The organism is Anabaena sp. CCY 0017 (assembly GCF_963920885.1).
In the GTDB taxonomy this organism is placed as follows: domain Bacteria; phylum Cyanobacteriota; class Cyanobacteriia; order Cyanobacteriales; family Nostocaceae; genus Nodularia.
Window position 1 is genome coordinate 212,157 of sequence record NZ_CAWUDG010000002.1, and the last position, 12,155, is coordinate 224,311.

General features: G+C 38.7%; 12 protein-coding genes, 1 tRNA gene and 1 riboswitch. Of the genes, 7 read left to right on the plus strand and 6 right to left on the minus strand.

Annotated features, from left to right (window positions below; all coding sequences use genetic code 11):
* Positions 1–200 precede the first annotated feature (200 nt).
* The gene (locus ACM0OW_RS03170) at positions 201–830 is read right to left on the minus strand and encodes an rRNA large subunit pseudouridine synthase E (protein WP_414548586.1); all 630 of its coding nucleotides are present in this window, start codon (positions 828–830) and stop codon (positions 201–203) included.
* A 185-nt stretch (positions 831–1,015) separates the two neighbouring features.
* Positions 1,016–1,112: riboswitch (TPP riboswitch) on the plus strand.
* 7 nt (positions 1,113–1,119) lie between these two features.
* Between ACM0OW_RS03170 and thiC the strand changes: the two genes are divergently transcribed.
* The 3 genes from thiC to ACM0OW_RS03185 all read left to right on the plus strand — a co-directional run bounded on the left by thiC (position 1,120) and on the right by ACM0OW_RS03185 (position 5,272).
* Positions 1,120–2,493 (plus strand): phosphomethylpyrimidine synthase, encoded by a 1,374-nt coding sequence (gene thiC / locus ACM0OW_RS03175; protein WP_272051986.1) that lies wholly within the window; start codon positions 1,120–1,122, stop codon positions 2,491–2,493.
* A gap of 111 nt (positions 2,494–2,604) precedes the next feature.
* Entirely contained in the window at positions 2,605–2,772 is a 168-nt protein-coding gene (locus tag ACM0OW_RS03180; RefSeq protein ID WP_414548587.1) for a PCP reductase family protein, read from the plus strand.
* A 64-nt stretch (positions 2,773–2,836) separates the two neighbouring features.
* Positions 2,837–5,272: a restriction endonuclease gene (locus tag ACM0OW_RS03185; protein WP_414548588.1), complete on the plus strand. Its 2,436-nt coding sequence runs from the start codon at positions 2,837–2,839 to the stop codon at positions 5,270–5,272.
* Between the two features lie 214 nt (positions 5,273–5,486).
* On the opposite strand, the gene ACM0OW_RS03190 is transcribed toward ACM0OW_RS03185, so the two are convergent.
* Positions 5,487–5,711 carry a DUF433 domain-containing protein gene (locus tag ACM0OW_RS03190; RefSeq protein WP_414548589.1) on the minus strand — a complete coding sequence of 75 codons (225 nt, stop codon included), beginning with the start codon at positions 5,709–5,711 and terminating at the stop codon, positions 5,487–5,489.
* A gap of 135 nt (positions 5,712–5,846) precedes the next feature.
* The gene (locus ACM0OW_RS03195; RefSeq protein WP_414548590.1) at positions 5,847–5,987 is read right to left on the minus strand and encodes a hypothetical protein; all 141 of its coding nucleotides are present in this window, start codon (positions 5,985–5,987) and stop codon (positions 5,847–5,849) included.
* 17 nt (positions 5,988–6,004) lie between these two features.
* Here ACM0OW_RS03195 and ACM0OW_RS03200 point away from each other — a divergent pair, with 17 nt between their 5' ends.
* Positions 6,005–6,886 carry a DNA-methyltransferase gene (locus ACM0OW_RS03200; RefSeq protein WP_414548591.1) on the plus strand — a complete coding sequence of 294 codons (882 nt, stop codon included), beginning with the start codon at positions 6,005–6,007 and terminating at the stop codon, positions 6,884–6,886.
* A gap of 322 nt (positions 6,887–7,208) precedes the next feature.
* Here the strand turns inward: ACM0OW_RS03200 and pyrE are convergent, their stop codons facing one another.
* Complete coding sequence (pyrE, locus tag ACM0OW_RS03205) at positions 7,209–7,826, minus strand: orotate phosphoribosyltransferase (protein WP_414548592.1); 618 nt, start codon at positions 7,824–7,826, stop codon at positions 7,209–7,211.
* Between the two features lie 100 nt (positions 7,827–7,926).
* Between pyrE and ACM0OW_RS03210 the strand changes: the two genes are divergently transcribed.
* On the plus strand, positions 7,927–8,361 hold the full coding sequence (locus ACM0OW_RS03210) for a hypothetical protein (protein ID WP_414548593.1): 435 nt from the start codon (positions 7,927–7,929) through the stop codon (positions 8,359–8,361).
* 102 nt (positions 8,362–8,463) lie between these two features.
* Here the strand turns inward: ACM0OW_RS03210 and ACM0OW_RS03215 are convergent.
* Positions 8,464–8,536 (minus strand) — tRNA-Ile (locus ACM0OW_RS03215).
* A 278-nt stretch (positions 8,537–8,814) separates the two neighbouring features.
* On the opposite strand from ACM0OW_RS03215, the gene ACM0OW_RS03220 reads away from it, so the two are divergent.
* Both ACM0OW_RS03220 and ACM0OW_RS03225 read left to right on the plus strand, forming a co-directional pair.
* The gene (locus ACM0OW_RS03220; RefSeq protein WP_414548594.1) at positions 8,815–9,513 is read left to right on the plus strand and encodes a hypothetical protein; all 699 of its coding nucleotides are present in this window, start codon (positions 8,815–8,817) and stop codon (positions 9,511–9,513) included.
* Positions 9,514–9,576: 63 nt separating this feature from the next.
* Complete coding sequence (locus tag ACM0OW_RS03225) at positions 9,577–10,941, plus strand: hemolysin family protein (protein WP_414548595.1); 1,365 nt, start codon at positions 9,577–9,579, stop codon at positions 10,939–10,941.
* Between the two features lie 87 nt (positions 10,942–11,028).
* Here the strand turns inward: ACM0OW_RS03225 and queC are convergent, their stop codons facing one another.
* Entirely contained in the window at positions 11,029–11,703 is a 675-nt protein-coding gene (queC, locus tag ACM0OW_RS03230) for a 7-cyano-7-deazaguanine synthase QueC (protein ID WP_414548833.1), read from the minus strand.
* Positions 11,704–12,155: the final 452 nt, after the last annotated feature.

Genomic DNA, 12,155 nt, shown 5'->3' on the forward strand with positions numbered 1-12,155 from the left:
ATGGAAGTTCCTTTATTCCCTTTCCAAGCTGCTTTTAGTCACTAATATCCAAAGTGCCACAATTGGCTGTCCCTGCCTAGAGTAGAAGTACAATTAATTGTGGTTTTACCAATGAATGTTGGTGTTAGTATTAATTGTGACTCATATTAGCTTAATATTTCAGATATTGGTAGCTAATTTTTCTTGACAGATCACTAGCATCATTTCCGCCTGGCAATCATAGCCTGAGCAGAGTTTTTGTAGTTTTTAGGCAAATTGTGCAAAAATTCCAGTTCTGACGGCATCAGGTCGCGCCACTCACCCAACTCTAAACCATCGAGATTGAGATGGGCTATACTCACCCTCACCAGTCGCAAAGTTGGAAATCCCACAGCCGCAGTCATTCGCCGCACTTGACGGTTTTTGCCTTCAGTCAGCGTCATTTCTAACCAAGCTGTAGGAATATTTTTGCGAAATCTAATTGGCGGGTTACGTTCAGGTAAGTGCGGTGCTGCTAACAACAACCGAACTTCTGCGGGTTGAGTGCGATAATCTTGAATTTCCACACCTGTTTGTAACTTGTGAATTGCATCCACATCAGGAATGCGCTCAACCTGCACCCAGTAAGTGCGTTGATGTCCAAAGCGAGGATGAGCGAGGCGATGTTGTAACTGTCCATCGTTCGTCAAGAGTAATAAACCTTCGCTATCCCAGTCCAACCGCCCCACTGGATAAACATCCCGAACCGGGATATAGTCTTTCAATGTGCTATGTTTCGGTGTTTCCTGCGTAAACTGGCTGAGAACTCCATAGGGTTTGTAAAAAATAATATATCGGTAATGGTTAGCCATTAGTTATTAGTCATTGCTCATCAGTCAATTTTAATTTGAAAAAATTCTTGATAAATATCTAAAGACATAAGAAGTGTAGGGTGTGTTGTCACGCAGCGCAACGCACCTGCAACAATTTCAGGTCACTTTCACCTCAGAAACTCTCAACAGCCCAACCCGTATTCATAACTAAAATGGTACAATTTCATTCATGCTAGGGGTGCCTGAATTTTCAGGCTGAGATCACACCCTTAACACCTGAGTCTGGCTAATACCAGCGGAGGGAAGCTGTTTATTGAGGAATTCAAATATGCGGACAGAATGGGTTGCTAAACGTCGTGGCCAGAGTAACGTAACTCAAATGCACTACGCGCGTCAGGGTGTTATTACCGAAGAAATGCACTACGTAGCCAAGCGGGAAAACCTGCCTGTAGACCTGATTCGTGATGAAGTAGCGCGGGGACGGATGATTATCCCAGCTAACATTAATCACACCAATTTAGAACCGATGGCGATCGGCATCGCGTCCAGATGTAAAGTTAATGCTAATATCGGCGCTTCTCCCAACTCTTCTAATCTTCAAGAAGAAGTGGATAAGTTAAACCTAGCCGTTAAATACGGTGCTGATACCCTGATGGACTTATCCACAGGTGGCGGTAACTTAGATGAAATTCGCACCGCTATTATTAATGCTTCATCTATTCCTATTGGTACTGTACCAGTTTATCAAGCCTTAGAAAGTGTCCACGGCACAATTGAAAATCTCACCGCCGACGACTTTCTGCACATTATCGAAAAACACGCCCAACAAGGTGTAGATTATCAAACTATTCACGCCGGGATTTTAATTGAACATTTACCGTTAGTCAGAGACCGGATTACTGGTATTGTCTCTCGTGGTGGTGGTATTTTGGCGCGGTGGATGCTGCATCACCACAAACAAAACCCCCTGTATACCCATTACAACGACATCATTGAGATTTTCAAAAGATACGATGTTTCTTTCAGTTTGGGTGATTCCCTGCGTCCTGGCTGTACTCATGATGCCTCAGATGCTGCACAATTAGCCGAACTGAAAACCCTCGGACAGCTAACCCGCAAAGCCTGGGAACATGATGTACAGGTGATGGTAGAAGGACCTGGACACGTCCCAATGGATCAAATTGAGTTCAATGTCCGCAAGCAAATGGAAGAGTGTTCTGAAGCACCTTTCTATGTGTTGGGACCATTGGTGACAGATATTGCTCCTGGTTATGACCACATTACCTCGGCAATTGGGGCGGCAATGGCTGGGTGGTACGGTACAGCAATGCTGTGTTATGTTACACCTAAAGAACATTTAGGCTTACCCAATGCTGAAGATGTCCGCAATGGTTTGATTGCTTATAAAATAGCGGCTCATGCGGCGGATATTGCTAGACATCGCCCAGGTGCGAGAGACAGAGATGATGAACTCTCAGCAGCTCGTTATAACTTTGATTGGAACCGTCAGTTTGAATTATCTTTAGACCCCGAAAGAGCTAAGGAATATCACGACGAAACTCTACCAGCAGATATTTATAAAACTGCTGAGTTTTGTTCCATGTGTGGTCCTAAGTTCTGCCCCATGCAAACCAAAGTTGATGCTGATGCGTTGACTGAACTTGAGAAGTTCTTGGCGAAGGAACCTGTAACTCAAGGTTAAGTTAATTCTCGTTAAATGTCGTTACTGGGGTTAACCTGGTAACGATGTTTATGTTGAGGGTAAATTTGGAACAATCGAAATATTTATATTGAAATTAAAGCCTAAAAATCAATGAGTGAATCAATTAAATGGACTGCGGACGCTGAAGCTAAACTCAAGGAAATCCCTTTTTTTGTCCGTCCTTTTGCCCGTAAAAAGATTGAAACCTATGCTCAAGAGAATAGTATCTCTCTAATCACTCTGGAAATTTATGAACAGCTTAAACAACAATTTAACTGAAATTTTAACTAATATTTTAACTAAAATATCCACCTAAATCATCAGGCTATCAAACTGTTAAGCAATGAATACACTATCAAATATTAATAAAAAATTAAAGGTTGTCGTTCCTAAACACTGGAGTAATGATAAAAAAGGTAAGTTTTGGGAAAAGATTATAGCACCCTTATTTATTGAACTACGTTGCGAACCAATAAGTAATATTGAATTTGAAGGAATGCAAACTGATATATATGTTAAGGATTTATTAACTGGAAAAACAGGATTGGTAGAGTGTAAATTTCACGAAAAACATATTTCGCCTGATATAATACACCAGCTAATGGGTCAAGCAGATGATGAAGGAGTAGAATATGCTTATTTAATTTCAACTTCAGAACTGACTCCAAAAGCAAAAGCTGTTATGGAAAGGCAGGAAAAGAAGACAAAAAATCAAAGATATAATCTATTATTTTGGGGACCTGATACACTAGCAGACTTGTTTATCAAATTGCAAAATATTCCATTACCTGATTTTACAAAATTAAACATAGATACAAAAAAAATTAAACAGTTAACTCTATTATTAACTCAAGCAGAGGATTTTTGGTGGATTGCGGATGAGATGGGTCAAGATGGGGATATCAATAGAGCTATTATTTTCTCAATTAGAAATCAAAATTTATCTATAAATGAATGGAAAGAATATTTTTATCAACATAGTCTTTATTGGTCTAGCCTTGATATTGCGGTTGTTAATGATGGTGAAAACATATTCCAAAATAATGCACCTTTAGAAAATATTGATATAACAATCTCAGAAATTAATGAAGCAGATAGTTTTGATGATTATCATCGTCCTTGTCGTCCAGAAGATTTTTTTGGAATGAATAATACTCAGGATAAGTTTTGGGATTTTGTCAAAAAAGTCAGAGATAACAAAACTAAACTAAGAATTCTTTGCTTCTCAGGAAAAACTGGTATCGGAAAATCATCTTTAGTTATAAAATTAGCATCAGACTGTTTAGATACACCGGAATATCAAAATAGTTTCTACATATATCATGTTGATGTTACAAGTGTTGATCCTGCACAGTCAACGCTTTTTATTCCTAGCATTATTACTAAAGCATTGCAAACAGCTATTGATAATAAATTTATTGAAATACAAAATCATAAAATATCTACTAACCTTGAACCACAATTCTTTGCTACTGAATCAATTAGATTAATATTTGATCATCTCAAGAAAAATAATAAAATATTAATTCTTTTCTTTGATCAATTTGAAGAAATAATAATGAAAGAAAATCTATCGCCTTTGTTTGATATCTTTAAAAGATTAGTATATGAAGTTGATAGCTTAAAAGAAAATATAGTTTTGGGATTTTCCTGGAGAAATGATCTTTACATCCCAATGGACGATCCTAGATATTATTCTTGGCAAGAATTAGAAAAAATTAGTAAAAAAATTGAATTTGATGATTTTTCAAATCAGGATGCATTAAAATTACTAGATAGATTTTCAGAATATCTAAAGCAAAATGGTAAAGACTTAGACCAGAAAATAAAAAACTGGTTATATGAAAATTGTCAGAATTTACCTTGGTTGCTCAAAAAGCTATGTAGTGATATTTACAATCAAAACATTGATCAAAGACAAATATCTTCAGGAAACAAAAATCTAATTAATAAATTTGATATTAAAAAAATCTTTGATGCTGATATTCAAAGATATGTAAATAATAATCCAGAATATTATAATTGTTTAGAATTTATTGCTAAACAATCTATACAATCTACCGTTAGCAAAAGTGAAGTATGTGATAAATTTAATCCTGATGTAATTAATAGACTTGTAAAAGCAAAACTAATAATTGAAACAGGAAAAAATTATAAAATATATTGGGATATTTTCAGGGAGTTTATTATAGATGGAACTTTACCTAAAATCACCATAACGTATAGATTTAGAACAAGAATTTCAACGTTATTTAATGTTTTTAGGCTCATTCAACCTACTACAACTATAGTAGAACTTATAGAAAAAACTAAAAATGTAGAACTTACAGTTATTAATGCAATTCAGGATTTACAAAACTTTTTCCAAGTAGAAAAAGATATAGAAAGTAATAAAATCATTGCTCCAGAAAATTTAGTGCCGTTACAGGATTATGAACTTGCTGAATATCTAGCAGACCAAATAGAGGATCACATTATTATTCGAGAAATTTATGAAACTCTTCTGCCTGATCAATATATTTGGGATGACGAATTTAAAGATTTAGTACGCAAAAGATATGGTATTCTAAAGCCAAAAACTGCAAAAGACTATAGTAGCAAAATGCTTTCATGGTTTTGTTTTACAGGGCTACTAGAAATAAGACAAACTCGTTTGATAGCAAGACCTATTAGAGCAAGAGACGGACAGCAAAAGGGTAAACTTGCAGAATGTGAATTTGACAAGCCCAAAATCCATAAATCTTATATCACTCCAGGACAAACCAGCTTTTTAGATTGATTAGATTCATGATTTACATAAGTTATTAAACATAAACATCTTTATTGATGGGTATGAAGTTAATAAATCACCTCTTTTCTTAACTAACATTCTCAATGTTAATTGTGATTATTATACACAGGTTTTATTACTTAACTTATCTTTGAAAAAATGCGCGATCACCTATGATGAAAGTACCAAAATGTTGCCAGTAACTGAGCATCAATCTAAATCTTCATGCTGTCAACCGGACAAAATCAGTGCGACGTGCAGCAAACACAAGACAAGCTTGAATATCTTCTGGTTCTAAATCAGGAAAGTCCTCTAGAATTTCGCTAACGCTGACATTTTCCGCTAACATTTCTAAAATGTCACTGACTCTAATTCTCATACCTCGAATGCAAGGACGACCCCCACATTGACCCGGAATTTGCGTGATACGAGTCAATAATTCACTCATTTAATTAATGGTTTATTGGAATATAAAATTATATTTTACCATAATTTCGATATGATAAATTGGCTGTACATTTTTTTTCAACATTTTCAATATTCATTATGATTGTTGTATACAGATTTTATTACTTAATTTATTTTAATAAAATGCGCGATGGGCAAAGCCCCGCCTCCGGCGATCGCATATCATGAAAATAGCAAGCTGACAAAGTGCCTCTCCTTGGCGTTCTTTGCGTCTTGGCGGTTCGTTGTTCCATTCTTCTGCAAGCCAAAATCCCATAAATCAATCAGAAAAAATTGCAACCTTTAACACAGGGATTTCAACTGCAATATACACATCCTCACGGAAAACTTTATCAAGGTAATTCCCTAGATTGGCTGAAATCACTTGCAGATGAAAGCATTGATCTAGTTTTTGCTGACCCACCTTATAACATTAAAAAAGCTGAGTGGGACAACTTTGAAAACCAAGACAAATATATCGAGTGGTCAATTGAATGGATTAGCCAAGCTTCACGTATTCTTAAGCCCACTGGCTCACTTTATATTTGTGGTTTTTCGGAAATATTAGCTGATTTAAAACATCCAGCCTCAAAGTATTTTAAAAGTTGCCGTTGGTTAATTTGGCACTATAAAAACAAAGCTAACTTAGGTAATGATTGGGGACGTTCCCATGAAAGCATCATTCATTTTCGTAAATCTGATTCCGTTAAACTCAACATTGACGATGTGCGAATTCCTTATGGCGCACACACATTAAAATATCCCTCTCACCCGCAAGCCCAAACCAGCGCCTACGGAAAAGGAACAAAGAAGAAACACAATAACTGGACACCTAACCCAAAAGGTGCAAAGCCTAAAGATGTTATAGAAATTCCTACTACTTGTAATGGAATGGATGAGAAAACACCCCACCCAACTCAAAAACCAGAAGAATTAATCAGAAAATTTGTATTAGCATCCTCTCAAGAAGGAGATTTGATTATTGATCCATTTTCAGGTTCAGGAACAACTGTTGTAGTTGCAGAACAACTTAATCGTTATTGGATGGGATGTGATCTAAATATTGAGTATAACGATTGGGCTACTAAACGATTAGAAAATGTCCGTCGCCTGACCAAAGAAGAATGGCTAGCCTTTGATCGGAAAAATACCGAAAGAAGAGTATCTATCAGATGAATATAGAAGCTAAATTATCAGGAATAATGGTGCGTTACGCTACCGCTAACACACCCTACTAAAATGTTGCAATAGTCAATGTAGGTTGGGTTGAACGAGAGTGAAACCCAACGCTGTCGATGATGTTGGGTTTCGCAAAGCCTCTACCCAACCTACTTTAATTATAAGTGTTTAACCGAACCCAAAATTAAACGTTTTGTGCTGACATCTGCGGATTTGGTCATGGTGTTGTAGATGCGCCTACAAGTAGTAGATATAAATATTAAAGAACGCAATTAAAAATTTTGCTAGGGAGAGTCGCAGCGCGACTCTCATCCCCTGACTAATTAGCTAATTCTTGATACCGTTTTTGCAGGTCAGCAATTGTGAATACCGTCTGAAAGTTCAACCCCACTGACTGATAAAACTCTGCGCCACCTTGTAATCGGTCTACAAGTGTAATTACGGTATCAACCGTATAACCAGCGTCCCGAAGACGCTCAACGGCTTTCATGGCTGATTTCCCAGTTGTCACCACATCTTCCAAAACGATGACTTTTGCACCTTCTGGCAAATTTGGCCCTTCAATATAAGCCCTTGTCCCATGACCTTTGGCTTCTTTACGAATAATCAGCGCTGGTATGGGGCGATTTTCATAAGCAGAAACCACACTCACGGCTGACACAATGGGATCAGCACCCAATGTTAAACCGGCTACAGCTTGAGTATCTGTAGGTAACAGGGATAAGAGAATGCGACCAATAGCTAAAGCACCTTGGGGATGAAGTGTTACTTGCTTACCATTGATGTAGTAAGAACTGCTTTGTCCTGAAGAAAGGACAAAATCACCCTCTTGATAAGCGAGTTGGCAAAATAAATTTAGTAGTTTGTCGTGCAGGGTTGTCAGGTCAGTAGTAGCTGCACTATCTGATTGGGTAAAGGTTTCAGTAGTATACGTCATTACAAAACAGGCAAAATTATGTTACACCAAAGGTTGAACTAATCAGAGTTCTGAAATTAAGCATAAGTTACGATTGCCCAAAAGTTGAGGAGTACAGAATATGGGTATTAATTTTAAAACCTTTGGTGGTTTATTAGTGTTGCTAGTTTCTGGTGTGGCTTTTCCTGCTGTTGTAGTTGCTCAGACGGAAACACCCAATTATGAAACTACAAATGATACATTTGAGCGATCTTTTTTTCAAAACGATCGCAACTTCTACGAAAATAGCACCCCCAAGCGTCAGATAGACTCATTTGTGGGTACTGGTTCGATTTTGCGTAATTCTTTCCCAGAAAATGAAATCGCCCGTGATGCTGAGTTGGTTAACATTCTATATCGTGATGTCCTCCAACAGCAGGTAAGCAATGATCCCTATCTTCGCACACCAGATTTACCAAATCCTTATGACACATCTATGCTGATGTCTCCTCGCTTTAATGCTAACAAGCTGAGAGTTGGGACTGAGTTTAGATTTGAAAATGTGACCAGACGGTAAAATTTTTAAGTTTTACTTGGAGTCTGAGAAATTAACTATTCAGCACTTAAAAAATTCTTATGGAGACGCGATGAATCGCGTCTCTACTTAGCACTGAAAAAATCCAGGGTGCAGGAGTTGAACCTGCCTTGGGCAAATTATGAGTTTGCTGCCTCAACCGCTCGGCCAACCCTGGTCGAGTTTCTATTGTAGCTTAAATTGATGACTTGTGTAAACTCCACAATAGTTTATCTACTGGAATGACCACTTTGCTATATGCAGCATATTTAATTTTTGAGAGGTACACTAATGCTAGCAGTCCTTGCCCTCCCTGATAAGACTTTTAGGATTAATATCTGTACCTCATCTACCTGCAAACTGCTGTGAAGTATTTTTAGATGGGGGCGGCAGTCAACATTTTTTGTGCAATAGGCTTAGAATAGGGCAGGATTTTTCCGCAATAGCTTGTCAGCGATGAAAATAAATTCAACTGTACTTCTAACTTTAACGTTGTTAATTCTGATGCTGGGTGCAGGTTCTGTCAGTGCATTTTTAGGTTTTGAGATGGGGAGTTCAGCCCTCAAAGGTGTCACAACACCAGATGGCCGCCCTACTACCAAATTTCCGAATAGTAAGACCAATAACTCTCAACAGTTAGGGGTGACACTATTGAAAGAAGATGAGATCCTGAAAATTGTTAAGGCTCGCATCGAAGGTAAAACCAAGGCTGCTAAATCAGAAAAGCTAGAGGAAAATGACGAGGAAACTAGAAGCAGTCGGCAAAAGCCCAAGGAACAACCCGCCGTGGTTGCAGAAAAACTTCAACCAGGATTTCCAGTGACTGCTGAAAGTGAGGGCGTGACTTTTGCTGTGCAATCTGTTCGTTACTCTGGTGGTGATTTACTGATGAGAGTGAATATGCAGAATAAAGGTAGTGATTCTGTGCGCTTTTTGTATAGTTTTTTGGATGTTAGTGACGACAAAGGAAGAACACTGAGTGCCAGCACCGAGGGTTTACCATCAGAGTTAGCTCCCGATAGCCCAGCCGTCTCAGGGACAGTGATTATTCCTACGGCTTTATTGGATGATGTAAATAAGATATCTCTGTCTCTAACAGATTATCCTGCTCAAAAACTGAAGCTAGAGGTGTTAAATGTGCCTGTAGAAAGGTAAATAGGGAGTGGGGAAGAGTTTTCTGGCGACCTAAGACCCGATATTTAATCCCAAAATGGGGGCGTGATTTTTACACGATCTTTGGCGGTGACTGGTTTTTCTAGCTTAATTTGGACGGATGTGGGACTGAGATTGTTATCAGCACTATTGCTGATTGCGATCAATGCTTTTTTTGTGACGGCAGAGTTTTCAATGGTGACGGTCAGGCGATCGCGTATCCATCAGCTCGTTGAGGCTGGTGACATTCCGGCGATCGCTGTTCAAGGACTACAACGTAGTATCGAAAGATTATTATCTACAACTCAGTTAGGTATTACCCTTTCTAGTTTGGCGCTGGGATGGATTGGTGAAAGTTCCATTGTCGTCTTGGTGAGGTCATGGCTTAAATCCTGGCCTTTACCTTTAGAGATGAGTAATGTGATCGCTCATTCCCTATCAATTCCCATCGCCTTTTTTCTTATCGCCTATCTGCAAATTGTTTTAGGTGAATTATGTCCTAAATCACTAGCGATGTTGTACTCCGAAGAACTGGCAAGATTTTTGGGGCCTTCGATCAAAGCGATTGTCCGTTTTTTTAATCCCTTCATCTGGATTCTCAACCAATCAACCCGGTTTTTATTGCGGCTTTTTGGCATTGAATACACGGGTCAAAGTTGGCGATCGCCTGTAACTTCAGAGGAGTTGCAACTGATTATCTCCACAGAAAGAGAATCTACTGGTTTAGAACTTTCAGAACGAGAATTGCTGAATAATGTCTTTGAGTTCGGGGATGTCATCGCCCAAGAAGTGATGACTCCCCGGACTAGCATTGCAGCCTTGTCAAAAGATGCCAATTTCCAGACCTTACTTGAGGAAATGATCTCTACTGGTCATTCACGCTATCCCATCATTGGAGAGTCTTTAGATGACATTCTCGGCATAGTTTACTTTAAAGATTTGGCACAACCCTTAGCAATGGGGAAACTAACCTTAGAAGCAAACATCCAACCTTGGATGCGTCACGCCCGCTTTGTACCGGAACAAACACCCTTGAGTGAATTATTACCTATGATGCAGCAAGAGAAGCCCGCTATGGTGATAGTAGTCAATGAGTTTGGCGGGACTGTGGGCTTAGTCACCATCCAAGATGTGATTGCTGAAATTATTGGTAACGCCGGCGACCCTGACAACTTCGACGACTTGCTGGTGGAGATGTTAGACAACCAGACATTTTTGGTACAAGCCCAAATTAACCTCGAAGACTTTAACGAAGCCTTACATCTCAATTTACCTCTAACAAAGGAATACCAAACCCTGGGAGGTTTTGTGCTGTATCAATTACAGAAAATACCCGTCAAAGACGAAACCTTCTGCTATGAAAATCTGGAATTTACCGTAGTTTCAGCCGTTGGTCCACGCCTGCATCAAATTCAAATCCGACGATTATGAGTGCTGAGTGGGGAGAGTTAAGAGTAAGTTTATTTCCCCCTGCTCCCTGCTCCCCTTCTCCCTGCCCCCTGCCTCTTCCCTGAGCCTCTAGGCATAAGGTAATGGGTCTTTCAAGCCTAATTCGGCGAAAGCTGCTAGCCTTAAACGGCAAGAATCACAGACTCCGCAAGCGACATCGTTACCTGCATAGCAAGACCAAGTTAGATCCCAAGGCACTCCCAATTGGTTGCCAAGTTGGATGATTTCAGTTTTTTTTAAATCAATTAGGGGTGCAACAATTTCGATAGGTTTGCCCTCACGTCCTTGTTTGGTTCCTAGCTGGAAAACTTTCTGCATCGCCTGGATATAGTCTGGACGACAATCAGGATATCCAGAGTAATCTAAGGCATTCACACCAATATAGACCCGTTCAGCTGCGATCGCTTCCGCATAGCCTAGAGCAAAGCTTAAAAAGATAGTATTCCGTGCAGGTACGTAGGTTACAGGAATATTTTGAGACATTTGCTCAAGCGATCGCTCTTGGGGTAAATTAATTGTGTCGTCTGTCAGTGCGGAACCCCCCCATTGTCTTAAGTCAAAATTCACTACCTGATGTTTAACTATCCCGGCTTTTTCAGCTACCAGGAAGGCTGAGTTTAACTCTCGGCGATGTCGCTGCTGGTAATCGAAAGAAATCGGGTAACATTCATAACCATCAGCTTTGGCTTGATACAAAACGGTAGCAGAGTCTAACCCTCCAGATAACAAAATTACAGCTTTCATCTCAGTTTTAACTTTCGGATTTCTCATGAACAAATTACACTTCCACAAAATGCCATAAACAATGCTACAGTCCTCCTAAACCCATTTTAGTTATGGCGGTTTTTACTGGATTTACCATAGCCAAACAAAACTGACTATACCAACGGTTGTAAAAACTATACGGGTCAAGATGTAAAAATTGCAGATAATTATGCAAAAATTATTTGAGTGTTTAAGCGGTAGCGATCGCGTGAAACATCCAAGACTAACATCACCTTACAGTTTTTTCAAATTTCTGTATTTTTAACAACAAAATAATCTTATTTTTGAATAATGCCAAGTTCAGAATTGATTCCAACCATTAATTGCCCAACTGTTTTTATGAGTTATTACTTACGTCTTTCTGGGTTTCTAAAGTCAATAAAGGAACTTGTCATATTTTATGTAAAGAAAAAAATATTGATCAATTTACA